19 protein-coding genes, 1 tRNA gene and 1 pseudogene are annotated in these 24,205 nt (G+C 67.1%); 13 read left to right on the top strand and 8 right to left on the bottom strand.

Going from position 1 to position 24,205, the window contains the following annotated elements:
* Window positions 1-61 precede the first annotated feature (61 nt).
* The gene (locus G8760_RS20590) at window positions 62-1,279 is read left to right on the top strand and encodes a sensor histidine kinase (protein ID WP_207782544.1); all 1,218 of its coding nucleotides are present in this window, start codon (window positions 62-64) and stop codon (window positions 1,277-1,279) included.
* The gene (locus G8760_RS20585; RefSeq protein WP_166354703.1) at window positions 1,276-1,878 is read left to right on the top strand and encodes a response regulator transcription factor; all 603 of its coding nucleotides are present in this window, start codon (window positions 1,276-1,278) and stop codon (window positions 1,876-1,878) included. Before G8760_RS20590 ends, G8760_RS20585 begins: the two co-directional genes overlap by 4 nt.
* A 39-nt stretch (window positions 1,879-1,917) precedes the next feature.
* Here G8760_RS20585 and G8760_RS20580 read toward each other — a convergent pair whose 3' ends face one another.
* Window positions 1,918-4,179: an MMPL family transporter gene (locus tag G8760_RS20580; RefSeq protein WP_166354701.1), complete on the bottom strand. Its 2,262-nt coding sequence runs from the start codon at window positions 4,177-4,179 to the stop codon at window positions 1,918-1,920.
* 160 nt (window positions 4,180-4,339) lie between these two features.
* On the opposite strand from G8760_RS20580, the gene G8760_RS20575 reads away from it, so the two are divergent.
* Complete coding sequence (locus G8760_RS20575) at window positions 4,340-5,086, top strand: TetR/AcrR family transcriptional regulator (RefSeq protein WP_166354699.1); 747 nt, start codon at window positions 4,340-4,342, stop codon at window positions 5,084-5,086.
* A gap of 33 nt (window positions 5,087-5,119) precedes the next feature.
* Here G8760_RS20575 and G8760_RS20570 read toward each other — a convergent pair whose 3' ends face one another.
* Window positions 5,120-6,265: an epoxide hydrolase family protein gene (locus G8760_RS20570; RefSeq protein ID WP_166354697.1), complete on the bottom strand. Its 1,146-nt coding sequence runs from the start codon at window positions 6,263-6,265 to the stop codon at window positions 5,120-5,122.
* Window positions 6,266-6,327: 62 nt separating this feature from the next.
* Here G8760_RS20570 and G8760_RS30935 point away from each other — a divergent pair.
* The 5 genes and pseudogenes from G8760_RS30935 to G8760_RS20550 all read left to right on the top strand — a co-directional run.
* Window positions 6,328-6,514: pseudogene (locus G8760_RS30935) on the top strand (helix-turn-helix domain-containing protein); the annotation flags it as partial.
* A 9-nt stretch (window positions 6,515-6,523) separates the two neighbouring features.
* The gene (locus tag G8760_RS31275) at window positions 6,524-6,643 is read left to right on the top strand and encodes a WCX domain-containing protein (RefSeq protein ID WP_484549612.1); all 120 of its coding nucleotides are present in this window, start codon (window positions 6,524-6,526) and stop codon (window positions 6,641-6,643) included.
* Between the two features lie 45 nt (window positions 6,644-6,688).
* Window positions 6,689-7,438: an HAD family hydrolase gene (locus G8760_RS20560; protein ID WP_166354695.1), complete on the top strand. Its 750-nt coding sequence runs from the start codon at window positions 6,689-6,691 to the stop codon at window positions 7,436-7,438.
* Window positions 7,435-9,813 carry a glycoside hydrolase family 65 protein gene (locus G8760_RS20555; protein ID WP_166354693.1) on the top strand — a complete coding sequence of 793 codons (2,379 nt, stop codon included), beginning with the start codon at window positions 7,435-7,437 and terminating at the stop codon, window positions 9,811-9,813. The genes G8760_RS20560 and G8760_RS20555 overlap by 4 nt, the downstream gene beginning before the upstream one ends.
* 102 nt (window positions 9,814-9,915) lie before the next feature.
* Entirely contained in the window at window positions 9,916-10,332 is a 417-nt protein-coding gene (locus tag G8760_RS20550) for a DUF6221 family protein (RefSeq protein WP_166354691.1), read from the top strand.
* Between the two features lie 17 nt (window positions 10,333-10,349).
* On the opposite strand, the gene G8760_RS20545 is transcribed toward G8760_RS20550, so the two are convergent.
* Together G8760_RS20545 and G8760_RS20540 are read right to left on the bottom strand one after the other, a co-directional pair.
* Window positions 10,350-10,511: a hypothetical protein gene (locus G8760_RS20545; RefSeq protein WP_166354689.1), complete on the bottom strand. Its 162-nt coding sequence runs from the start codon at window positions 10,509-10,511 to the stop codon at window positions 10,350-10,352.
* Window positions 10,512-10,713: 202 nt separating this feature from the next.
* Window positions 10,714-10,935, bottom strand: a complete 222-nt coding sequence (locus tag G8760_RS20540; RefSeq protein WP_211198987.1) for a hypothetical protein — start codon at window positions 10,933-10,935, stop codon at window positions 10,714-10,716.
* A gap of 302 nt (window positions 10,936-11,237) precedes the next feature.
* Here G8760_RS20540 and G8760_RS20535 point away from each other — a divergent pair, with 302 nt between their 5' ends.
* Entirely contained in the window at window positions 11,238-13,364 is a 2,127-nt protein-coding gene (locus tag G8760_RS20535) for a DEAD/DEAH box helicase (protein ID WP_166354685.1), read from the top strand.
* Between the two features lie 27 nt (window positions 13,365-13,391).
* Here the strand turns inward: G8760_RS20535 and G8760_RS20530 are convergent, their stop codons facing one another.
* Entirely contained in the window at window positions 13,392-13,997 is a 606-nt protein-coding gene (locus tag G8760_RS20530; RefSeq protein WP_166354683.1) for a dihydrofolate reductase family protein, read from the bottom strand.
* A 349-nt stretch (window positions 13,998-14,346) separates the two neighbouring features.
* Window positions 14,347-14,422: transfer RNA gene (locus G8760_RS20525), tRNA-Arg, on the bottom strand.
* A 500-nt stretch (window positions 14,423-14,922) separates the two neighbouring features.
* Between G8760_RS20525 and G8760_RS20520 the strand changes: the two genes are divergently transcribed.
* Window positions 14,923-16,764, top strand: coding sequence for a phosphoenolpyruvate carboxykinase (GTP) (locus G8760_RS20520; protein ID WP_166354681.1), 1,842 nt, complete (start codon window positions 14,923-14,925; stop codon window positions 16,762-16,764).
* A gap of 128 nt (window positions 16,765-16,892) precedes the next feature.
* On the opposite strand, the gene G8760_RS20515 is transcribed toward G8760_RS20520, so the two are convergent.
* Window positions 16,893-19,661 carry a winged helix-turn-helix domain-containing protein gene (locus tag G8760_RS20515; protein ID WP_166354679.1) on the bottom strand — a complete coding sequence of 923 codons (2,769 nt, stop codon included), beginning with the start codon at window positions 19,659-19,661 and terminating at the stop codon, window positions 16,893-16,895.
* A 173-nt stretch (window positions 19,662-19,834) separates the two neighbouring features.
* Between G8760_RS20515 and G8760_RS20510 the strand changes: the two genes are divergently transcribed.
* Together G8760_RS20510 and G8760_RS20505 are read left to right on the top strand one after the other, a co-directional pair.
* Window positions 19,835-20,908, top strand: coding sequence for an MDR family NADP-dependent oxidoreductase (locus G8760_RS20510; RefSeq protein ID WP_166354677.1), 1,074 nt, complete (start codon window positions 19,835-19,837; stop codon window positions 20,906-20,908).
* A gap of 83 nt (window positions 20,909-20,991) precedes the next feature.
* On the top strand, window positions 20,992-21,717 hold the full coding sequence (locus tag G8760_RS20505) for an LmeA family phospholipid-binding protein (protein WP_166354675.1): 726 nt from the start codon (window positions 20,992-20,994) through the stop codon (window positions 21,715-21,717).
* Window positions 21,718-21,761: 44 nt separating this feature from the next.
* On the opposite strand, the gene G8760_RS20500 is transcribed toward G8760_RS20505, so the two are convergent.
* Window positions 21,762-22,361: a helix-turn-helix domain-containing protein gene (locus G8760_RS20500; RefSeq protein ID WP_166354673.1), complete on the bottom strand. Its 600-nt coding sequence runs from the start codon at window positions 22,359-22,361 to the stop codon at window positions 21,762-21,764.
* A gap of 101 nt (window positions 22,362-22,462) precedes the next feature.
* Here G8760_RS20500 and G8760_RS20495 point away from each other — a divergent pair, with 101 nt between their 5' ends.
* The gene (locus G8760_RS20495) at window positions 22,463-24,169 is read left to right on the top strand and encodes an FAD-dependent oxidoreductase (RefSeq protein WP_207782543.1); all 1,707 of its coding nucleotides are present in this window, start codon (window positions 22,463-22,465) and stop codon (window positions 24,167-24,169) included.
* Window positions 24,170-24,205: the final 36 nt, after the last annotated feature.

The following is a 24,205-nucleotide window of genomic DNA, read 5'->3' as shown; positions in this document are numbered from 1 at the left end:
ATCTGTCATCGACGCTGGTCGTTGCTGCCGCGGGCATGGCGTGTGCTGCCACAATGGCGGGGTGCCCCACGCGCAGATGGAGCCCGCCGACGATCTCGGGAGGTTCCGCCGCTTCACCTGGTGGACGCTGACCGGCACCAACGTGCTCTCCCTCGTCGGCGTAGTCGGCGGCTGGCTAATCACCACCGCTGCCGCGCCCTGGGTGTGGGTCGCCGGTACGGTGACATCCGGGGTGATAGCCGCGGCCATCACTCTCCTGTTCACCCACCGGCTCTCACTCGGCTCCCTCACCGGCGCTGAGGTCGCGCCCGCCGATATGCCAGTGGCAGCGGTGGCGATGGGAGTCGTCGCGGCGACCGCGCTGAGCAGTGTGATGCTCACCGCCGACGGGTCACGGGCGTGGCCGCTGGCGCCGGCGATCATGGCGTCGATCATCGTGACGTACCTGTCACCGGGACGCAGGTGGCAGTTCATCACGCTCGCCATGGGTGGCGCCGCGGCGATCGGTGCTGTGGACGCCACCGCGTCCGGTGACCACACACTATGGGCGGTCGCGCTCCCGCCGGTCATCGTCGGATCCGTCATTTGGATCACGCTGGGCATCTTGTGGTCGTGGGACGTCGCTGAACGCCTCGACACCGCCGGCCGCCTCTCCGCCGACGCCGCGGTCAAGGACGAGCGGCTGCGCTTCGCCGCCGAGTTACACGATGTCCAAGGGCACCATCTACAGGTGATCGCGCTGAAGAGTGAGCTGGCCGCACGGCTCGTCGAGGCTGATCCACAGCGCGCCGCGGCGGAGATGCGCGAGGTACGACGTCTCTCCGTCGACGCGCTACATGACACTCGGGCGGTCGCGTACGGCTATCGGGACACCACCCTCGGCGCGGAGATCACCAACGCGACCCGGGTGCTGGCCGCCGCCGGCGTCGAGACCCGGACGAATCCACCGTCCGGTCTTCCAGATGGCGCCGACCATCTGGACACACCTGACCGGCAACTCCTCGGGCTGGTGGTCCGTGAGGCCACGACGAACATCTTGCGACACAGCGCAGCTCGGTCCGCCGAGATCGGTTCCGAGCTCAGCGACGGTGTCTTGTGTCTACGTATCCGCAACGACGGCGCCAGCTCGGCCGCGCCGGCGGTCGACGGATCCGGCCTGAGCAGCCTCGCCGCCCGGGTGGGCGCCCGGGGCGGCAGGTTGACCTGGACGAACGAGAGTGAGCGCTTCACCCTGACGGCAACGCTGCCGCTCCACGTCGACTCGGAGGCAGAACGATGATCCGGTTGCTGATCGCCGACGACGAGGACCTCATCCGGGGTGCTCTGACCGCGCTCCTTCGACTGGAGGACGATCTCGACGTCGTAGCGGAGGCGGCGACCACCACCGAAGCGGTGCGCCTGGCTGCCATCCACAAGGTGGACATCGCCGTCCTCGACCTGGAGATGCCACCTGGAGACGGCGTGCGTGCGGCTCAGGAGATCCTGGCCGAGCTGCCCGCCAAGGTGGTCTTGGTCACCCGGCACGCCCGGCCAGGAGTGCTGCGCCGCGCGCTCGCCGCCGGAATCAGCGGGTTCGTCCCGAAGACCACCCCGGCGGCCCGGCTCGCCGAGATCATCCGTGCCGTCGCCCGCGGTCAGCGGTACGTCGATCCGGACATCGCCGCCTCCGCCCTGACCGAACACAACTGCCCACTCACCGACCGGGAGCTCGACGTCCTGCGAGAAGCGCGGGACGGCGCGTCGATCAACGAGATCGCCGCGCGCGTCCATCTCGCCTCCGGCACCGTCCGCAACTACCTATCGTCGGCGATGACCAAACTCGGCGTTGGTTCTCGCCACGCCGCAGCCCACCGGGCCTGGGAGGAGGGCTGGATCTGACCCGTCGCGCCGGGACGGCGCCGGATGCCCTGCCATCGTTCACTCGTGACGGCTACCTGCGACCGCCGTCAAGTGAACCTCGGGGCGACCCTCGACGTGTAGCTGCGGCAGCCGCCGCTCCCAACTGATGGGCAGCCACCAGTTGTGCCGCCCGAACAGGTGCATCACGGCCGGCACCAGCAGCATCCGCACGACGGTGGCATCGATGAAGATGGCCGCCGCCATCCCGACCCCGATCACCTTGAGAAAGACTTCGTCGCTGGGGACGAACGCGGCGAACACCGCGACCATGATCGCTGCCGCCGCGGTGATGACCCGGCCGGTGTTGGCCAACCCATCGACGATGGCACGTGCGTTGTTCCCGGCCCGCACCCATGACTCTCGCATCCGGCTGATCAGGAACACTTCATAATCCATGGACAGCCCGAACAGAACAGCGAAGATCAGCACCGGGATGAAGGCCGGCATGGGTGTGGGGGTGTTGATGCCGATCAGCTGACCGAACCACCCGCCCTCCAGGGCAAGCGCGACCACCCCGTACGCGGCGGCCACCGAGAGCAGGTTCATCAGCGCGGCAGTGATCGGGATGACAATGCTGCGGAAAGCCACGAGCAGCAACGCCATCGACAACAGCACCACCCCACCGATCAACACCGGCAGCCGGCTCACGACGTTGGCGGAGCTGTCGATCGCCGTGGCGGTGACCCCGCCGACATAGACGTCGAGCCCCGTGCCGTCGCTGGCGGCCGGGATCACCTCGTCCCGGAGCGAGTGGATGAGTTCCTCGGTGGCGTCGTCCTGTGGTCCAGTGGTGGGCACCACGGTGAACACCGCGGTATCACCGGCGTCGTTGATCACCGGTGGTGTCACCGCCGCCACCCCGGGTGCGGTCGCGATCTGGCTGGCCACCCCGTCCAGTACCGCCGGATCAGTGGCACCGGAAAGGTCAGTGGCCAGGAGCAGCGGACCGTTGGCACCTGGGCCGAAGCCGTCGGCCAGCATGTCGTAGGCCTGGCGGACCGACTTCTCTTCCACCTCGTTGCCAGCATCGGGGAAGCCGAACCGCGCCCCGAGGAATGGCGCTGCCAACACGAGCAGGACACCGACCCCGGCCACGGCGGCGATCACCCGGTGCCGCTCGACCAGCCGGCTCCATGCCAGCCACCGCCGCGACGGTTCGACATGCCCGCCGTCGGCGACCTGGACCGGCCGCCGGCGCCCGAGAGGCAGCCGCAACCGATCGACGTGGTGCCCCAGGTATCCGAGCAGGGCGGGGAACAACGTCGTCGCGGCGGCCATCACGATCAGCACGGCGGCGATGGTCACGACGGCGGCGCCGCGCATGAACGACAACCCCATCGCGAACAGGCCGAGCATGCTGACCACGACGGTCGTTCCAGCGACGAGAACCGCTCGGCCGGCGGTGTCCAGTGTCGCCACCGTCGCCCGTTCGGGGTTCAAACCGACGGCACGCCATTCCCGGAACCGGGTCACCATCAGGAGGGTGTAGTCGATACCCAGCGCGATGCCGAGCATCGTCGCCAGCGCCGTGGACCAGTCCGGCACGGCGATCACCGCGGCGATCAATCCGGTCAGCATCGCGCTGACACCGAGTCCGAACAGCGCGACGAGCAGTGGAAGGCCGGCGGCTACCACCGAGCCGAACGTGAATAGCAAGATGATCGCGGCAGCGACGAGCGCGATTCCCTCCGAGCCGATCTCACCCTGCTCGGCCCACATGATCGCTTCGCCCCCGAGGGCGATCTCCAATCCGGGGCGTTCGGCCCGTTCGGCTATCGCCAGGAGACGTTCGCTCTCCTCTTCCGGCACGTCGGCGCCGTTGTCGTGGGTGAGCCAGAGCTGGGTGGACAGCGTGCGCCCATCCGCCGATAGCTGTCCCGGCTGGGTATACGGGTCGTCGGCGGCGGCCACCGGCGGCGCCGCCGCCAAGTCGGCGAGCAACCCGTCGACGGCGGTGCGGACGTCCGGTGCCGTCACGTCGTCGGCGTGGACGACAACATCGACGGTCGCGCCGGAGAAGACCGCGAACCGCTCGTTGAGCAGGTCCTGGGCTTGGCCCGAGTCGGAGCCCGGAGCGGAGTAGTCGGCCGAGAAGTCGCCGGCGAAGGTGACGGACAGGCCGGCCGCCGCCGCGATGGCCACGATCCAGGCGACGATCACCCGGCCGCGGTGTCGGTACGCGTGCCCGGCGAGCACGCCGAGTAGCCCGGTGCCCGGCGGTGGCGCCGACGACGGGGCGGTCAGTTTGGTGTGGTCGATATCTGGCGCGTGCGTGGTCATGAGCGGCCCTCGTCGATAGCGAAACGGAGCGTGACGCAAATTAAGATACGTCACAAGTGTTATGCGTCATTACTATTCGCCGATCCCGTTCCGCTTGTCAAGTCTCTTCACATCTGTGACAGTGTGTAACTGAGAATTCACTCAGGGAGATGACCAACGCGTGACGACACGACGGGAACGGGCCAGGGCGGCCACCATCGACGAAATCAAGGAAACCGCCCTGTCGCTCATGCGCGAACACGGCAGCACCGACATCCGCTTCTCGGACATCGCTCGCTCGATGGGTATGACCGCGCCGGCCCTCTACCGTTACTTCGCCGACCGGGACGAGTTGCTGACCGCGCTGATCGTCGACGCGTTCGACGATCTTGGAACCACTGTCGCCGAAAGCCGGGCGCGGGCGTCCGCCGACGATCTCTCCGGCAGCTTCCTCGCCGTCGCCAGCGCCTATCGGCGGTGGGTCAACCAGGAGCCACAACGGTTCGCCCTCATCTTCGGCATGCCCGTCCCGGGTTACGTGGCGCCAGACGAAGGGCCCACCACTGAGGCGGCGCGCCGGGCGATGGCCCAACTCGAATCACTGTTCGCCGAAGCGGCCGCCCGGGGCATGCTCGGCAGACCCACCATCCACGAGGTAGACGACGCCCTGCTGGGCTGCATCATCGCCAAGCAAGCCGCCAGCGAACCGGCCGAAGCCACGGTGCCGGCCGAGACTTTTCAGGCCTGCTTGCATTGCTGGTCGGCACTGCACGGTTTCGTGTCCCTCGAAACGTACGGGCACTTCGGCTTCCTCACCCCGGAGGCACGTGACGCCCTGTTCGTCTCGACCGTCCGGCTGGCCGCATTGTCCTCCGGCTTCCCCTGGTCGGACCCGGCCCCCACCTTGTCCATGGTCACGAACACATGATCATGGACAAGACAGCGGCTCAGACCTAGGGAACTAGCGGTACTGTCGCAAGAACGTCCGGATGTCACTCACGAGCAGATCGGGTGCTTCCATCGCCGCGAAGTGTCCACCACGGTCGTAATCGCTCCAGTGGACGATGTTGTTAGCCTTCTCGTCGACCTGTCTCAGCGCGACGTCGCGGCTACCGAACAGCGCCACGCCGGCCGGAACTTCCAACACCTCGGGCTCGCCGCCCCAGTCGGCGCTCGCCTCGCGGTACAGTTGCGCCGCCGATCCGGCGGTCCCGGTGAACCAGTACACGCTGACGTTGGCGAGCAATTGATCGATCTCGACCGCGTCCTCGGGTAATAGTTTGGCCGGGTCGGTCCACTCCCGGAACTTCTCCACGATCCACGCCAGCTGCCCGACCGGAGAGTCGGTCAGGCCATAGGCGACCGTCTGTGGCTTGGCCGCCTGGATGGCCACATATCCGGTGTCGTATCCGTATAAGTAGGCGAAACGTTCCTGGTCTCGCTCGGGCAGGCTGGCGACCTCCTCGGCGGGAACGTCGAATGGCAACGTGAAACCGCCGTTCACGTGGATCGCCACGATCCGGTCCCGGTCGGCGAGGCACAACGCGCGGCTGATCGAGACCCCGAAGTCGCCCCCCTGCACGGCATACCGCTCGTAGCCGAGCCGGCTCATCAATTCCGCCCAGGCCGCGGCGATACGCTCGACGTTCCATCCCTCTTCTTGTGTCGGCCCGGAGAACGCGAAACCCGGAATGGATGGTGCGATCACATGGACCGCATCGGCCGGATCACCGCCGTGCCGCGCCGGGTCGGTCAGCGGTTCGATGATCTCGGCGAACTCGACGAATGAGCCGGGCCAGCCGTGCGTGAGCAGCAGGGGAAGCGCGCCGGGCTCCGGAGAGCGCACGTGGACGAAGTGGATGTTCTGACCATCGATATCGGTGGTGAACTGCGGGAAAGCGTTCAGGCGGGCCTCTTGCGCCCGCCAGTCGAACGTCGTCCCCCAATACTCGGCGAGCCGTTGGAGATAGCCGACCGGGACCCCCCGGCTCCAACCCGCGTCAGCTATGTCGGCAGGCCAGCGGGTCCGAGTCAGCCGATCGCGGAGATCGTCGAGATCTTCCTGGGAAATGTCGATACGAAACGGTTCGATGCTGTTCGACGTCATACATTCAATGCTAGGGACCCATTAGGACAGGACTTGTCCTACGTTCTGGCACGATGTCATGTATGTGGGAGACGTCGGGACGGCTGCTCAGGTTGCTGTCCTTGCTCCAGGTGCGCCGAGAATGGTCCGGCACCGAGCTCGCGGCCAGGCTCAACGTCTCCACCCGGACCGTCCGCCGCGACGTCGAGCCGGCTGCGCGCCCTGGGCTACCCCGTCAACGCCGCGCGTGGTGTCGCCGGATACGAACTCGCACTCTGGATCGGCCTGTTCGGCTTCGAGTTCGAGGTACACGAGCCACCTGAACTACGGGAGATGCTGGCCGAGCTCGCCGGTCGGCTCGCCCGGGCCGCCGATTCCCGACTACCTCGCGACACATGACCCCGCGAGCACGCCGGAGAACACCTCGGTGGATACCATCAACGCATGCTGAGCTTGCCGGACCAGGTCAGCGCCTGCTTGTTCGACCTCGACGGCGTCTTGACCCCCACCGCCGTCGTCCACAAAGCGGCCTGGGAAGAAACCTTCAACACGTTCCTCCTCCAGCGTTCCCAGGACGACGGCGCACCCTACGTGCCGTTCGACCCTGAAGATGACTACTACAAGTACGTCGACGGCCGCTCACGGGCCGACGGCGTGCGCACCTTTCTGGAATCTCGTGGCATCACCCTCCCGGAGGGCCACCCTGACGATCTCGGCGATCTGAGTACCGTCACCGGCATCGGGAACCGCAAGAACACCGCGCTCCTCGAGCAGCTGCGCGAACACGGCGTCAGCGCCTATCCCGACGCCGAGCGGTATCTTCACGCCACCCAGCGGGCCGGACTCCGCCGGGCCGTCGTGTCGGCCAGCGCCAACTGCCGCGAGGTGATCGAGGCCGCCGGCCTGGCATCCATGCTGGAAGTCAGGGTCGACGGGGTCGTCGCCCGCCAAGAGGGCCTACGCGGCAAACCACATCCGGACACCTTCCTGGCCGCCGCCGAACGGTTAGGGGTCGAGCCCGCCCAGGCGGCCGTCTTCGAGGACGCCATCGCCGGCGTCGAGGCGGGCCGGGCCGGCGAGTTCGGCTACGTTGTTGGTATCGACCGGGTGGGCCAGGCAGATGCGCTCCGGGCGGCCGGCGCCGACGTCGTCGTGAGCACGCTCGCCGAACTGATGGATGGAGCCACCCGATGATCCGTGAGTCGAGCTTTCCGTGCGACCCGTGGCACATCACCGAAACCAGCCTCGACCTCGACGTGCTAGCCCAGTCCGAATCGGTCTTCGCCCTATCCAACGGGCATATCGGGCTACGGGGCAACCTCGACGAAGGCGAGCCGCACGGGCTCCCCGGCACCTACCTCAACTCGTTCTACGAGCTCCGTCCGCTTCCCCACGCCGAGGCCGGCTACGGCTACCCAGAGCAGGGGCAGACCATCCTCAACGTCACCAACGGCAAGCTCATCCGGCTGTTGGTAGACGACGAGCCGTTCGACCTGCGCTACGGCGAGGTCCGCTCACACAAGCGCACCCTCGACCTGCGCGCCGGCACCCTCGAACGAGCCGTCGAATGGGTCTCCCCCACGGGCAACGCCGTCCGCGTCCATTCGACCCGCCTGGTGTCCTTCACCCATCGCGCGGTGGCCGCCATCTGCTACGAGGTCGAACCGCTGGACGACAAAACCCGCCTGGTCGTGCAGTCCGGGCTGGTGGCGAACGAAGAACTCCCGGCAGCCCGGGCCGATCCCCGCGTCGCCGCGGTTCTCGAGGCACCCCTCCAGTCCGAACAGCACTTGGCCAACGGCGCCGGTGGGCTACTCATCCACCGCACGAGGGCCAGCGGGCTGCGGATGGCCGCGGCCATGACACACCTCGTGGACAGCCCGCAGGATGAGGTGGTCAGCACCGAGGCGTTCCCCGACTGGGTCCGCACCACCATCGCGTGCGTGCTCCGGCCCGGGCAGCGGCTCCGGGTGGTCAAACTCCTCGCATACGGATGGTCCAGCCAACGATCGCTGCCGGCCCTGCGCGATCAGGTCGGCGCCGCGCTGGCATCGGCCCGACTCGCGGGCTGGGAAGGACTCCGCAACGATCAACGCGAGTACCTGGACGAATTCTGGGACGCCGGCGACGTCCGGGTCGAGGGTGATCCCGAAGTGCAGCAGGCGGTCCGGTTCGGCATGTTCCACGTGCTCCAGGCCGGAGCCCGCAACGAGATGCGGCCCATCGCGGCCAAAGGGCTCACTGGACCTGGCTACGACGGGCACGTGTTCTGGGACACCGAGATGTTCGCCCTGCCGGTGCTGATCTACACCAAGCCGCAGGCGGCGGTGCAGGTGTTGCGCTGGCGGCATGCCACCCTCGATCTCGCCCGCGACCGCGCCCGGACCCTCGGATTGAAGGGGGCAGCCTTCCCCTGGCGCACCATCCGTGGCCACGAGACATCCGGGTACTGGCCGGCCGGCACCGCGGCGTTCCACATCGGTGCGGCGATCGCCGACGCCACCATGCGTTACGTCCAGGCCACCGGCGACGACACGTTCGAGCGCGAGGTGGGTGTCGAACTGCTGGTGGAGACCGCCCGGCTGTGGCACTCGCTGGGCCACCACGACCGCCACGGCGACTTCCACATCGACGGTGTCACCGGACCGGACGAGTACTCGGCCATCGCCAACGACAACGTCTACACCAACCTGATGGCGCAGCGGAACCTTGCCGGCGCCGCCGACGCGGTCGACCGCCATCCAGAGGTCGCCGAGAGGCTCGGCGTACAACCAGAGGAGCCACGCGCGTGGCTGGAGGCAGCCGCGGCCATGGTTGTCCCGTACGACGCCGAACTAGGCGTCCACCAGCAGTCCGAAGGTTTCACCCGGTTCCAGGAATGGGACTTCACCGCGACGAAACCCGAGGAATATCCGCTGCTGCTCACCCACCCGTACTTCGATCTCTATCGGCGTCAGGTATCCAAACAGGCCGACCTGGTGCTGGCCATGCACTGGCGCGGCGACGTGTTCAGCCCGGACGAAAAGGCCCGCAACTTCCGCTACTACGAGGCGCGGACCACCCGTGACTCGTCGCTGTCCGCGTGCACCCAGGCAGTGCTGGCCGCGGAGACCGGCCACCTCGAGCTCGCCTATGACTACCTCGGCGAGGCCGCGCTGACCGATCTTCATGACACGCACTCGAATACCAGCGACGGCGTTCATCTGGCGTCGCTGGCCGGGTCGTGGATCGCGCTGGTGGCCGGCTTCGGCGGGATGAGAGATCACGACGGCGTTCTCGCGTTCGCACCGAGGCTGCCCGAACACATCAGCCGGCTGGACTTCTCGCTGCTCTGGCGGGACCTCCGGCTGCGGGTCAGCATCGCCGCCCGCGAGGTCACCTACTACCTGCGTGATGGCGACCATCAGGACGACGCTCGACTCCACCTGTTCCACCATGGGCAGCCGGTCACCGTGGCCATCGGGAAACCGGTGACGATGGCCATCCCCGAGATGCCCGATCCTGGGACAGAACCGGAGCAACCGGTCGGCCGGGCACCTATCCGCCGCACCATCGCGCCACCTACCTGAACACCATCACCGAAACCTACATCGGCGGTGGCCCTTGGCCGGACGGCCGTCTACGTGCATCATGTTCACAGGTGGGGGTTCGTCGTGGGTGGAGGTGGCTCGATGAACGAACCCGACCTGGCCGCGTTCCTGCGCGCCCGGCTTGATGAGCTTGAGACGGCCGCGCGTGCCGCCGCCGAATACGTCGGCGGGGCGAGCTGGGGTGTGGAAGTAGGTGGCGACGTCGTGTTGGAGCCGCTGCCGCCGCCAGTAGCGGTGAGTCCCGACGAGATGATCGTGGCCGCGCCGGTGGTCGCCGAGCTGGAAGGCGCCGGCTGGCACGTCGCCATGCACTCACCGGCCCGGGTGCTCTCGGACATCGCCGCCAAACGGACACTCGTCGATCAGTGTGAGGTCTGGCAGGACACGGATGGTCCGGCACCGCGCTATCTGGCCGGTGCGGCAGCCATGATCATGTGCATTCTCGCTACCGTATGGGACGACCACGAAGACTACGACCCGAACTGGGCGCCGCTCTGACCGGCCGCCACCTCACGTCATCGTCGTGATTGGTCCTTGCCTTTACCCCAGCCGAAGAGGGCCGTGGCCGCAAAGAAGACGATGCCGATAATGGCCAGCCACACCAATCCCTTGATGACGAACCCGATGATCGAGAGCGCTAGCCATACCAGCAGGAGCAGGCCAATCAATGTCCACATTCTCTGAGGCTACTGCCCGATGGAACCGCTTGCTATGTTTCGAGCTACACAGCGGGAGGACACGTCGACGGTGACCGTCAACGACCCCGCCGAACTCAGACCGATTCGGCCTATGCGCACACCGAGCCGCGCCCCGCGTGGCACCGGGAACACATCGTGCCTGAATATGTGGTGGCGCCGTCGGACTCGTCTCCAGCGAGAGCTACAGCCTTTCCATCTTGCGGAAGGGGCTGGCGACGCGGACCGTGCGGGTCCCGAAGTCGACGGTCACCGCGTCGGCCTCCTGACCCATGACGCGACCGACGCCATACGTCTCGTGGGACACCCGGTCTCCGAGCACGAACTGCTCGATGACTGGCTCGGACTGAGGAAGGAAGGGACTACTGGCAAGATGTCGCCGCTTGGCCGGCATTCGTTTCGTCATTGGTTCCAGTATGCGCTCTCGCGGCGGCAACGACCCCATACTCCGGGTATCATGGACATAACACCGGCTCGTCGGGTGTCCCTTTCCGGGGATTTCATCCCAGCGGCGTCCGCTTCTCGTGAGATTGCCGTTCGACGTCGGTGCGTCGGCGCTGAGATTCGCGTGCCGCCCCCGTAGATGCGGGGAGGCGCTTGTCAGCAGGGGTATGGGCCGCACCAGTTCGGCGGCGGGACGGGGCGCCGGTAGCTCTAAACCGGTCGGGATCTCGATTCTCGTCCAGGTAGCACTCAGCAGGAGGCTTGGTGGCACAAAATGCACGTCGTTCCGGGGGAACCGGAACAGCCCAGCGCGGCAGACGTCGTCCGCGCGACAACGACGGGATCCTGCCCGTCCTCGCCAAAGCGGTCCGAGACATCGAGACCAACGTTCAGCGCGGGAAGGTAGATTCCGCGAAGTTCCAGGCCGTGGCGTTGCAGGTGCGGGACGAGCGTGCGCGGGTCAAGGCCGATACGTCCGTGACCGACGCACAACGAGACATCGCGTTGCGACGGCTGGACGGAATCGCGACCATTCTCGCGCAGACCGCGACCCGTGAGCCGTCGCTGTTCTCCCTCCTCGCCGAGGACGCCGAAGCCACTGAGGCGGCGTTGAGGCTGAAGCGGGAGATGCAGGTGGCCGGCGGCCTGGCGCCAGACCCGGAGGTCGAGCGTCCACGGACGCCCGCGACCACCGCGCGCAATGAACGGCAGGTGGTACCGCAATCGGTGGCTGCCGCGCAGCTGGCCAACCCGTTCCTCGCGCCGGATTTCGGTGATGCCCCGCAGCGCCGCCCCATGCAGCGGCGCCTCGCCGGCTGGGAGCTGATCACGCCGCTACTGAACTCGTTCGAGAACGCCGCACCCGGAGCAGGGTCGTGTATGGATCTACCCGAACCGGCCCCATCACACCTGCCTGCCGGGCTCGAGCTGATGCCGCACCAGGCTCGAATGGTCACCGCCGCGGCCCGCGGTCATCGGACGTTCCTGCTGGCCGACGAACCAGGACTGGGCAAGACCGCCCAGGCCCTACTGGCCGCGGACGCCGCGAACGCCTACCCGTTGCTGTGCGTGGTCCCGAGCGTGGTCAAAACGAACTGGGCTCGTGAGGTCGCCCTCTGGACGCCCTCGCGCAGCGTCACGGTGATTCACGGCAGCGGCGAAACGATCGATGGGTTCGCCGACATCGTGGTCGTGAACTACGAGGTGCTGGACCGTCATGTCGGCTGGATCGCCACCCACGGCTTCCGCGGCATGGTCGTCGACGAGGCGCACTTCATCAAGAACAAGAAATCCCAGCGGTCCCAGCATGTCCTCGAGATCGCCGATCGGATCCGGCAGCGGGTCCCGCGGCCGCTGATGATGGCGCTCACGGGTACCCCGCTCATCAACGACATCGACGACTTCCGGGCGATCTGGCAACTCCTCGGCTGGATCGACGACAAGAAGCCCGGTCCGCCGCTGATGACGGCGCTGGAGGAGACCGGCCTGACTCCTGTCGATCGTGGTTTCCAACCCGCGGCGCGCCAAGCGGTCATCGATCTCGGCATCGTCCGGCGGCGCAAGGTCGACGTCGCCAGCGACATCCCGGCCCGGCGAATCGCCGACCTGCCCGTGGAGCTCGATCTCGCCACCACCCGCTCCATCCGCAACGCCGAGCGTGAGCTGACGCTGCGTCTCGTCCAGCGCTACGACGCCGCCGTCGCCGCCCGCGCGGAACGGTCGAACACAACCGTCGAGGGGATCGACCACGAGCTTGTCCGGCGGGTCGTGCGCTCGGAGCTCAAGGACGCGGACCGTTCGACGTCGGGCGAGAACGTGTTCTCCGTGGTACGGCGGATCGGCCAGGCCAAGGCGGCTTTGGCCGCTGACTACGCCGCCCAGCTGGCCCGCAACGCGGGCAAGGTGGTGTTCTTCGCCAAACACATCGATGTGATGGACGCCGCCGCGGAGTTGTTGGAGTCGCGGGGTATCCGTTACGCATCGGTCCGCGGCGACCAGACTCCCGGCGTCCGCCAGCGCAACATCGACGCGTTCGTCAACGACCCGGACGTCACCATCGTGATCTGCTCTCTCACCGCGGCAGGCGTCGGCCTCAACCTCCAAGTCGCCAGCAACGTCGTCCTCGCCGAACTCTCATGGACCAACGCCGAGCAGACCCAGGCCATCGACCGGGTGCACCGGATCGGGCAGACCGAACCCGTCACGGCCTGGCGGATCATCGCTGCCCAGACGATCGACGCCAAGATCGCCGAGCTCATCGACGCCAAGGCGAGCCTTGCCGCACGCGCACTCGATGGCTCGGGCGAGGACGAGCTCGTTTCGTCGGCCGACATCCAACTCGAAGCGCTGGTGGGGCTACTGACCGAGGCGCTGACCGACCGGCAGGCCTGATTCTGTTGACGCGGAGGGACCTCGTGGCTAGGCGAGGTTCTTCCGCGCAGTTTCGTACGACCCCTTCGGAGGTGCGTCGTCCGGTCCGTAGACGACGTGCAGCACACCGGTCGTGAACGCCTGCGACGAGAGTAGCCGGACAGGCAGGGTGGGCCCGCCGTCGCTGAACAGCCGCATCCCGGTGCCCACACAGATCGGGTTGACGAACAGGTGCAGTTCGTCGACGAGCCGTGCGGCGAGCAGTTGGCGCACGACCGACACCGAACCGCTCAGTGCGATGTGCCCTGAACTCGGGTCGTCCTTGAGCGCCCGGACGACCTCGACGAGATCGCCCCGCAGTTGCTCAGAGTTGCGCCATGTGAACTCCAGTTGCTGATTCGATACGACGATCTTGCGCATGTCGCCGAGCGCTTTCGCGAACGCCGCGTCCCCTTTCTCTGCCGACTCCCGCCTGGGCCAAGCCCTGGCAAAGCTTTCATAAGTCTTGCGGCCGAAGACCATGATGTCGGCCACGCCGTGGTTCGCGTTGACCGCTGCGCCCAACTCCTCGTTGAAGTATGGGAACTGCCAAGCTTCCGGGTTCTCGACGACGCCGTCGAGCGCCATGAACAGGCTTGCTGTGATCTTGGACATCCGGTCTCCTATCGGTGTTGGTCACACAGTCCGACCATCCGGGTGAACAAAACTCATCGGCCGCGACCATAGCGTCCTGCACAGCGTGCCCTACAACGCTCAGATCGCAGGACGCTACGTATTCAGGGGAGCGGCTATTGGCGGCGACGAGCGACTCAGCGCGGGCGGACATGAATCCCGCATCGTGCGTACGGAACTCGGCGACTGCCGACGCGAAGGGCCGTTCAGTCCAGTCAGCGGCCCATCATCGTCCGGCCTGGTGCGGTGAGTCCCCGCTCGATCGGCCTAGATACCGGTTTCCAGCGAGCGTTCCGCGCACCAATGAAGATGCGACCTTGATCATGTGCGATGGCGCGGCCGGAAGGATTCGAACCCTCAACCTTCTGATCCGTAGTCAGATGCTCTATCCGTTGAGCTACGGCCGCTCGGCCCACATCTGCGAGCCGTCCAAGAGTGTACCGGCCCACCCCGCCAGAACAGAAATCGGATCGGGTTCGGCCAACGCCGCCCGGCCGTCCTGGCCCGACGCCAGTCTGCGGCGTGCTGCCACCTCAGGCTTCCACCTGTGGCCGTCACGCCGAACCGTACATACGAAAGACCGCTCGGCGCGCAAGCATGACATGCCCCAGGGCAGGCGAGGCAGTCCACTGTTCCGCCATCACCAAGAGGACGGTAGTGGTACGGACCAGACTGTCTCGTGGTCCGGTGAGGTCCGGACCAAAGTCCGATTTGTCCACATTTTTGACCTACCTTGTGAGCCTCTTCACCCCGGCATCCGGTCCACGAGCTGAGATCTGGTCCGTACGGTCGAAGTATCACCACGAACGCGCCTCGCTCCAGAACGGGCTGGAACGGGTCGCTTTCGCCTACCCGCCGTCGGCCGCGCCGTCGACGGCTGAACGCTAGCGGAGGGTGGACAACCGCCATGACAGCTGTCGCCGACCACAGCCTCGCCCACGACTTCGACAACGCACCCACCTCACATCCTCACCTGCTCGCCTGGGTCCGCGAGGTAGCGGAGCTCACCCGGCCGGACCGGATCCACTGGTGCGATGGGTCCGACGAAGAGTGGAACGCGATCACCGAGGAGTTGGTGGAAGCGGGCACCCTCGTCCGGCTGGACCCGGAGAAGAAGCCGAACTCGTTCTGGGCCCGTACCGACCCCACCGACGTCGCTCGGGTGGAAGAGCGCACCTTCATCTGCTCGATCGACGAGGCCGACGCGGGGCCGACCAACAACTGGCGCGACCCACGCGAGATGAAAGCCGAGATGACCGAGCTGTACCGCGGCTGCATGCAGGGCCGCACGATGTACGTCATCCCGTTCTGTATGGGCCCGGTCAACGCGGCCAATCCCATGTTCGGTGTGGAGATCACCGACTCCGCGTACGTGGTGGCGTCGATGCGGGTCATGGCCCGCATGGGCGCACACGTGCTCGAGGCGATGGGCACCACCGCTGACTTCGTTCCCTGCCTGCATTCCGTCGGTGCCCCGCTGGAGCCGGGTCAGGACGACGTACCGTGGCCGTGCAACCAGACGAAATACATCACCCAGTTCCCCGAGGAACGGATGATCTGGTCGTACGGCTCGGGCTACGGCGGCAACTCGCTGCTAGGCAAGAAGTGTTACTCGCTGCGAATCGCCAGCGTGATGGCCCGCGATGAGGGTTGGCTGGCCGAACACATGCTGATCCTGAAGCTCACCTCGCCGCAGAATGCGGTGCACTACATCGCGGCGGCGTTCCCGTCGGCGTGCGGCAAGACCAACCTCGCCATGCTGGAGCCAACCATCCCGGGCTGGAAAGTGGAGACGCTCGGCGACGACATCGCCTGGATGCGGTTCGGCGACGACGGCCGGCTCTACGCACTCAACCCCGAATACGGCCTGTTCGGTGTGGCACCCGGGACCGGCTGGAAGACCAACCCGAACGCGATGCGCACCATCAACAAGGGCAACAGCGTCTTCACCAACGTCGCGCTCACCGACGACGGCGACATCTGGTGGGAGGGTATGACCGACGAGCCCCCAGCCCGGCTGACCGACTGGAAGGGCCGCACCTGGCGCCCCGGCGTCGAGGGAGTCACGGAGCCGTCGTCGCACCCCAACTCCCGTTTCTGCACACCGATCACGCAGTGCCCGATCATCGCGCCCGAATACGACGACCCCAAGGGTGTGCCGATCTCGGCCATCCTGTTCGGCGGCCGGCGCGCCACGACGATCCCCTTGGTGACCGAGGCGCGCGACTGGAACCACGGTGTCTTCATGGGCGCGACGCTCTCGTCGGAGACCACCGCCGCCGCCGCCGGACAGGTGGGCGTGGTCCGCCGCGATCCGATGGCGATGCTGCCGTTCATCGGCTACAACGGCGGCGACTACTTCGCGCACTGGATCTCCATGGGCAAGGACGCCGACGCGGCCAAGCTGCCCAAGGTCTTCTACGTGAACTGGTTCCGGCGCGACGAGGACGGCGGCTTCGTGTGGCCCGGCTTCGGCGAGAACGGCCGGGTGTTGAAGTGGGTCATCGAACGGCTGGAAGGCAACGCCGCGGCCACCGAGACGCCGATCGGGCACATCCCGACCCCCGAATCCCTGGATACCGACGGGTTGGACCTCAGCGACGAGGATCTGGCGGCCTGCCTGCGGGTGGACGCCGACGAGTGGCGAGCCGAGATCCCCGGTATCACCGAATGGTTCGAGCGGTTCGGCGACCACCTTCCAGCGACACTCTGGGCCGAGCTCGACGGCTTGAAGGCTCGGCTGGGCTAACAGCCGACCCAAGCAGTGTGCTCGACGGGTCGGGGTCACGTCGCCGTGCGGCGCGGCCCCGACCCAAGACCGACATGCGCCACGATCCGACCGTTCAGCTGGCCCGACCGTTCAGCTGGCCCGACCGCTCAGCTGATCAGGCCGATGGCGCGGGCCCGAACGGTGGCTTCGGTTCGGTTGGCCGCTCCGAGCTTCTCCAAGATGTGCGTGACGTGTTTCTTGACGGTGCTGAGCGTCACGAAGAGTTCAGCTGCTATCTCGTCGTTACGCCGCCCCGTGGCCAGCAGTTGGAGCACTTCGAACTCTCGATCGCTGAGACCGGTGATCACGTTTGAGGTGGTTGGTGCCGTCGGGTGTGGGGCCCGATCCGGAGCCTGTGCGTCGAACGCTTTCGCTAGCTGGCCGAGATATGTCAAGGGCAGTTCCTGAGCAGCCGCTTGCCCGGTGCGCCTGGCCGCGATGAGACGGCCGAGCAACTCCCCCATCGGTCGGCCCTCGTCGACGAAAACCCGCAGGTAACCAGCCGGCTGGGCCAGTTTAAGGGCGTCGGCCAGTGCAGTGATTCCGGCATCGTCGTCACCTACCGCTGCCAGCGCCAACGCCCGTAGCGCTTGAATCTCGCCGACGTTGCCCATCCGCCGCTGCGCAGCCGCCGCGGCGTGCAGCCGACCGAGCAAACGCACCGCATCGTCCACCTCCCCCTGCGCCAACCGGACCCGGGCCAGCACCAGGTATGTCAGCTCCGACGCATGAGTCACCTCGTCGTCGACGCCAAGACCGCGATCGGCCACCCACCCGGCGGCGCCGGCGAGGTCGCCCTGGGCGAGCAGCAACCGGGCGGCCTGAGCAGGGACCGGATTGAACAGGTCCACAACGGCCGGGTCAGCGTACCCCTGTGCCTCATGTATAGCCGCGGTCGCTGCACCGGGGTCACCTTCGGCCTGCCGGATCCAGGCGAGAGTAACCAGCCCTCTCGCCAGATACTCGGGAAACGCGAAATGACGGCACAGCTCTACACCCTCGATGGCATGGCCTAAGGCAACGCCGAGGTTGCCCCGCTGATAGGCCACGTCGGCCATCCCGACATGCGCGACACCCGCGGTGGTGGGCGGCGGCTGGCCGGGGACGATGCACCTGGTCAGCGCATGCTGATAGGTCTTGTACGCCGCGTCGAGTCGCCCTTGAGCAGTGTGGACCCGCCCCAGCAACCACGATTCGATCGCGACCAGTTCGTTCTGTCTCGTCGCCTGCCACAGAGCGATGTTGGCCACCAGAGCCTGCTCAGCTTCCGCGACCTGCCCGCTCACCCAGGTGGCTGCGGCCATGCTGGCCTGCGCGAGCCCGTCCAGCATCCACTCGTCATCGAGAGCCGCGCGAGCCTGTTGGCCGTAACGAATGGCATCGTCGGCTCGACCGACCAAGTGCGCGATATAGGAGCGTCCCACGGCGATCCCCGCCGGGATGTTGGCGAGCCGGCTGGCTGCCCGGCCCACCGACGGCTCGAACACCTCAACGGACGACGAGGAGCATGTCCGCTCGGCCAGATCGAGCAGGTCCGCCACCTCGTCGACCTGGCCGCCGATCAGGCTCAACGCGGCACTGGTCAGGTGCAGACGCGACCTGGTGGCACGTACATCGGCGGGCAGCGCCGCCAGCCACCGCTGCACCGTAGCTTTCTCGCTGCTCAGGTACAGCTCGTCGAAGTATTGCTCGATCAACCGGGCTGCCTTGAACGTGTCGCCCGCCGCCATGCGGTGTCCTACGGCGTCGCCGACCAACCCGCGTTCCTCGTACCAGACCGCTGCGTTGCGGTGCAGATCTCGCGCCCGCTCAGGCTGGCTCGACATGAGCCGAGCGCGCAGGAGTTCGGCGAACAAGTGGTGGTAGCGCCACCACCCACGCTGCTCGTCGAGAGGCACCAGGAACAGGTTCGCGGCGTCGATAGCCTCCAACGTCGCCTGGCAATCGGGCCGGCCGGTGACGGCGGCACAGAGCGGTCCGGACAGGCGGTCCAGCACCGACGTCTCCAGCAGGAATTCCCGCAACGACTCGGTCTGGAGATCCAGCACCTCGGCCGTCAGATAGTCGAAGACGTACCGATGGCTACCGGTAAATGTCGCCACGAACTCCGCCGGATCTGGGTGGCTACGCAGCGACAGGCCAGCCAGTTGCAGTCCCGCGGCCCAACCCTCGGTACGCGAGGTCAGTGCCCGCACGACGTCAGCAGTCAGGTTGGCCCCGCCGGCGGCCTGCAACAGCGCGGCGGTCTCGTCGTCGGTGAATCGCAGCTGGGTGCTGCCGACCTCGGCAAGCTGTCCACGGGCCCGCAGCCTGGCCAGCGACAACGGTGGTTCGCCCCGGCTGGCCAGTGCGACATGGAGCCCTGGTGGGCTGTTCTCCAGCAGAAACCGCACCGAGGCATGAACCTGCTCCGAGTCGATGAGGTGATAGTCGTCGAGCAGCAGGAGCACAGGTGCTGGATCAGCGGTCAACTCATTGATCACAGCTGTGACCAGGCCGTCGAACGTCGATGGTGGCGGCGGACCGAACAGGGGAGCAAATCGCTCCGCGACACCGGGGCGCACCCGATCGATCGCGGCGACGGCATGTCGCCAGAACCGGGCGGGGTCGTTATCGCCGGCGTCGAGTGACAGCCACGCCACGGCTCCTGGATGCTGCCGGCTCCAATCAGCCAGCAGCGCCGTCTTGCCAGCCCCGGCAGGCGCGCACACCAGGGTCAACTTGCGCGAGACCCCGTCGTCGAGCTGACTGACCAACCGGGACCGCGGAATGAAGCCGGCCGGCGACGGCGGAACGAACAGCTTGGTGGACATCAGCCCGCTCGGCAGGCTGACGGTACGGCGCTGAGCTTTCAGGCCAGCTCCGTCGGTCGTCATGCCGGACTTTCACCACCAAACATGGGCATCCCCACACGTGGGCCTATGGTACCGGCGCCCCTGATCATCCGGTCGGCCCAGGCATTCCACCCGGAGGTGGACTTACGGATGACGACGATCGAGAAGGTCGGCTCGTAACGTCCGGAATGAACCCTGTTCAGGTTGGAGGAACGATGGCACAGGCACCGTCCGCGAGTGCGCGACTGGCAGGTTCGGCCCCAGTGGTGACCATCGTGGAGGAAACCACCAGCAACACCGAAGTGCGGCTGGTCTCCCGGCCGGGCGAACTGGCCATGGCACATCTGGAGCTGGCCAACTCGCCGATGCCGGAGCCGGGCGACGGCCAAATACTGGTCCGCAACCGATGGCTATCCGTCGACAACTACGTGCGCGGACGTATGGACGACATCCCCGAACCCGCCTACACACCATTCCAACTCGGAATGCCATTGGACGGCGGCGCCATCGGTGAGGTGATCGAGTCGAGGTCGCCGGCGGTGCCGGCCGGAGCCTCCGTCCTGCACTTCCTGGGCTGGCGCGAATACGCAGTGGTAGACGCCGACGCGGCCCTGGTGGTGGACACCGACCTGGCGCCACCCCAGGCATATCTGGGTGTGCTGGGAATTCCCGGACTGGCCGCGTATGCCGCGCTGACCGAGGTCGCCCGGATAGAAGCGGGCGAGATCGTCTTCATCTCGGCGGCGGCCGGGCCGATCGGCAGCGTCGCCGGGCAGATCGCCCGCGAACTCGGAGCGTCGACGGTGATCGGCGCCGCGGGCGGGCCGACGGATGTCCTCACCGTGCTCGACCACTACGGCTTCGACATGGTGCTCGATCACGATCTCGGCGCGGTAGGACAACAACTCAACCGGATCGCTCCGGACGGCATCGACGTGTACCTGGACAGCGTTGGTGGCCAGCTCTTGGAGTCGGCCATCGACGCGCTGCGTCCCGGCGGCCGGGCGGTGTTGGTGCGTGCGGCCAGCATGTGCAACGCACATCACCCGGTTCCCGGCCCAAGCAACCTGCTCAAGGTCATCGACAAGCAGCTCACGGTGCGGGGCATGCGGGTCGCCAGCTACCTGGACATGTTCCCCGAGTACGTCCGTCGTGCGGTGAAGTGGTTCGCCGACGATGTCCCACTCGGCAACGAACCCGTGGTGGAAGGGATCGAGCACGGCGTGGCCGCTCTGGTGGGCCTGGTTCGAGGGGCCCGGCCCGGGAAGATCGTCGTGCATCTCCCCTGACGCCACGCCCGTTTCCACGGATGCCCGTCCGACCGACCCGCCACGGTTCGCCCTGATCGCGACTAATGAGAGAGTGGTCGCTCGTGCGGACCTTTCGACGGATACTCATCGTGCTGGTGGTAGTTGGCGCACTACTGGCTGTCGCCGACCGAGTGGCGTCCTGGGTCGGTGGCCGGGTGGTCGCCGATCAGGTAGCGGCAGAGCTGGCCAGGAACGAGGTGCGGTCCGGCCACCCGGACGTCAGCATCGGCGGGTTCCCATTCCTGACCCAGGTGGCCGCCGGAGAGTATCGCGAGGTGACGGTCCAGCTGCGCGACGTGGGCACTGGCGAGGCGCGCCTGCCCGAGGTCGAACTGACCGCGACGGGTGTGACAGCATCGATGTCGACGTTGCTCGACAGATCGGGCGCTATCCATGCCGACCGGGTCGAAGGTGCTGGCCTGATCGACTACCAGAGTGTCGCCAACTCCACCGGTCTGGATGGGCTGGAGCTGGCGGCCGCAGGTGGCGACGCGGTCGCGGTGCGGCTACCGGTCGAGGTCGTCGGCACAACCGTCACGTTGACCGGCTCCGCCACCGTGAGTGTCGACGGCAACACTCTGCAGATGCGGGTCGGCGAGCTGGCCGCCGAGGGCTTGGCCGAGCTTCCGGCCCAGGCCCGTGAGCAGGTCGATCAGATCACCCGGGCGTTGTCGGTGGACGTGCCGCTACCGGTGCTGCCCTACGGACTCAGGGTCACCACGGCCCGGCCATCCGACGCTGGTTTCGAGGTACTCGTCGCCGCCGACGACGTCATGTTGTCCCGATGATCATTGGCTTTTGACTACCGAATTCGGTAGTCAAAAGCCAATGATCATGGGGTTGATGGCTTGGGGCGCGCTCGCACGTGTATACGTTCCCCCTGGGGCCCGTAGATATTGAGGACCTCAACCGGCTCGGGACCGGCCGCCGCGATCCCGTGCGGGACGCGGGTGTCGAACTCCGCTGCCTCGCCGGGGCCGAGAACGAGATCGTGTGAGCCGAGGACGAGCCGCAGCCGACCGGACAGAACGTACAACCACTCGTAACCTTCATGCACCCGTGTTTCCGGCGCCACGGCACGTTGGGCGTCCACCCCGGGGATGATCTGCTTGAACGCCTGCAAGCCGTGGCCCAGCTGCCGGGTGAGGGGCACGAACGTCATGCCACCACGGGTGATGGGCTTGGCGTTGATCCGCGGATCGCCGGTATCGGGTGCGTCGACCAGCTCGTCGAGTGACACCTGGTGCGCCCGGGCAAGTGGCAACAACAACTCGAGGGTGGGCCGCCGTTGGCCCGACTCCAGGCGGGAGAGAGTGCTCAACGAGATACCCGTGACCTCGGCCAGCTGACCGAGCGTCAACTCGCTCTGGAGCCGGAGCGCTCGCAGCCGAGGACCAACGTCGGTCAGGGTGCGGTCGATATCGCCACTCACCCGATTCAGTTTGCCATACCGGCAAACATATTTGCCACTCCGTGACTGGACTCGTCATCCTGGACAGACCGACGTTTTCACCTCACCATCCAGGAGCACCGATGACGAACCAATCGCCGGCCACCGCACCCCCTGCCATGCCCGCGCCCCCGGACCACCATGACGTCATCGACGTGGTCGTGGTCGGCGGCGGTGCCGCGGGCCTGTCGGCCGGGCTCACGCTCGCCCGCGCGGGCCGCTCCGTCACCGTCGTGGACGCCGGACGTCAACGGAACGCACCAGCCAGCCACATGCACGGATACCTGACACGAGACGGCCTACCGCCCGGTGATCTGGTAACCCTCGGCACCGCGGAGGTGACCCGCTACGGCGGTCATGTCATCGCCGGTGAAGTCATCACCGCCCGGACTACCAGCGCCGGGTTCGAGGTCGACCTCGCCGACGGTTCATCGATCCACACCCGACGGCTGCTTCTGAGCTCGGGGATCGTCGACCAGCTTCCCGATGCCCCAGGCCTCGCCGAACGGTGGGGGGTCGACGTCCTTCATTGCCCGTACTGCCACGGTCACGAGGTTCGCGACCAACACATCGTCGTACTCGGCGACGGACCGATGGCGGTGCACCAAGCGTTGATGTGGCGCCAATGGTCACCACACGTGACATTGCTGCACGACGTCTCACCCGCGCCGGACACCGCGGAGGCCGCACAACTGAGCGCACGCGGGGTCGCGACGATCACCGGGCGCCTCGCCGGCGTCGACATCACCAACGCGGCGTTGTCCGGGGTGCTACTCGCCGACGGCAGCCGGATCAACTGCGCTGCCGTTGTCGTGGCGCCGCAGTGGGACCTACGCACCGACCTGCTCGATCAACTCGGCGTAGAGACCACGGCGATGGTCGTCAAGGGGGCCACCCTCGGGCCGCAGGTTACGGCCGCGCCGGACGGTGCCACCAGCGTCGCGGGGGTGTGGGCAGCCGGGAACCTCGTCGACCCCGGAGCACCAGTGATCACCGCGGCAGCCAGCGGGGTCCGTGCCGCCGCGAGCCTCAACGCGGACCTCGTCGCCGACGACGCCCGCCGCGCCGTCGAGGCCGCCGTTGCCGCGATGGCGCCGGAGCCCGCCCACCGCGGGCACACTCACGGCTCCGGCCACGACGATCACTGGTCCGGCTCCGCCGATCTACCGGCCGATCCGGCCGAGTTCTGGGAAGACTTCTACCGCCCCGGCCATCAGCCGTGGAGCGGCCGACCCAACCAGCTGATCGTCACCGAACTCACCGACCGCCCCATCCGGACCCCGCGGAAGACCGCCCTGGACCTGGGCTGCGGCAGCGGTGCCGACGCGATCTGGTTGGCTCAGCAAGGCTGGACGGTGACCGGGGTGGACATCTCCAAGGCTGCACTGGACCATGCGGCAGAGCAGGCCGCGGCCGCCGGGGTCGCCGATCGGATCCACTGGCTGCGGCATGATCTCAACGCCGACATCCTGGACGGTACGTGGGAGCTGGTGACCGCCACCTACCTGCATTCTCCCGTGGAGTTGCACCGCTCCGAGATCCTGCGCCGCGCCGCAGCCGCCGTGGCGCCAGGCGGCACGCTGCTCGTCATCGGCCACCAGGGGCCACCGTCATGGCAGCCCGAACCGCCCGCACATGTGAGCTTCCCGACCGTCGACGAGATCCGCACTCTGCTGGACGGCGACGGCTGGACCGTCGAGCGGGCCGAATCGGTCACCGTCGAGCTGACCGCACCGGACGGCGAACCCGCCACCAGGCCCGACAACATCGTCCGGCTGCGCCGAACCTAATGCCCTGCGTGGGAGGGTGAACGCAGCGTGGAGGGA

Source organism: Phytoactinopolyspora limicola, assembly GCF_011320225.1.
Classification (GTDB): domain Bacteria; phylum Actinomycetota; class Actinomycetes; order Jiangellales; family Jiangellaceae; genus Phytoactinopolyspora; species Phytoactinopolyspora limicola.
Note: the sequence above shows the minus strand (reverse complement) of the source record. Positions and strands in the feature narration are given on the sequence as shown.

What these genes read in the sequence shown, in the direction of transcription:
- G8760_RS20560 (WP_166354695.1), top strand. Translation starts at nt 6,689, where the DNA reads ATGCTGAGCTTGCCGGACCAGGTCAGCGCCTGCTTGTTCGACCTCGAC.
- G8760_RS20510 (WP_166354677.1), top strand. Translation starts at nt 19,835, where the DNA reads ATGGCACAGGCACCGTCCGCGAGTGCGCGACTGGCAGGTTCGGCCCCA.
- G8760_RS20495 (WP_207782543.1), top strand. Translation starts at nt 22,463, where the DNA reads ATGACGAACCAATCGCCGGCCACCGCACCCCCTGCCATGCCCGCGCCC.
- G8760_RS20545 (WP_166354689.1), bottom strand. Translation starts at nt 10,511, where the DNA reads ATGTGGACATTGATTGGCCTGCTCCTGCTGGTATGGCTAGCGCTCTCG.
- G8760_RS20515 (WP_166354679.1), bottom strand. Translation starts at nt 19,661, where the DNA reads ATGACGACCGACGGAGCTGGCCTGAAAGCTCAGCGCCGTACCGTCAGC.
- G8760_RS20580 (WP_166354701.1), bottom strand. Translation starts at nt 4,179, where the DNA reads ATGACCACGCACGCGCCAGATATCGACCACACCAAACTGACCGCCCCG.
- G8760_RS20540 (WP_211198987.1), bottom strand. Translation starts at nt 10,935, where the DNA reads ATGACGAAACGAATGCCGGCCAAGCGGCGACATCTTGCCAGTAGTCCC.
- G8760_RS20520 (WP_166354681.1), top strand. Translation starts at nt 14,923, where the DNA reads ATGACAGCTGTCGCCGACCACAGCCTCGCCCACGACTTCGACAACGCA.
- G8760_RS20530 (WP_166354683.1), bottom strand. Translation starts at nt 13,997, where the DNA reads ATGTCCAAGATCACAGCAAGCCTGTTCATGGCGCTCGACGGCGTCGTC.
- G8760_RS20555 (WP_166354693.1), top strand. Translation starts at nt 7,435, where the DNA reads ATGATCCGTGAGTCGAGCTTTCCGTGCGACCCGTGGCACATCACCGAA.
- G8760_RS20570 (WP_166354697.1), bottom strand. Translation starts at nt 6,265, where the DNA reads ATGACGTCGAACAGCATCGAACCGTTTCGTATCGACATTTCCCAGGAA.
- G8760_RS20585 (WP_166354703.1), top strand. Translation starts at nt 1,276, where the DNA reads ATGATCCGGTTGCTGATCGCCGACGACGAGGACCTCATCCGGGGTGCT.
- G8760_RS20550 (WP_166354691.1), top strand. Translation starts at nt 9,916, where the DNA reads ATGAACGAACCCGACCTGGCCGCGTTCCTGCGCGCCCGGCTTGATGAG.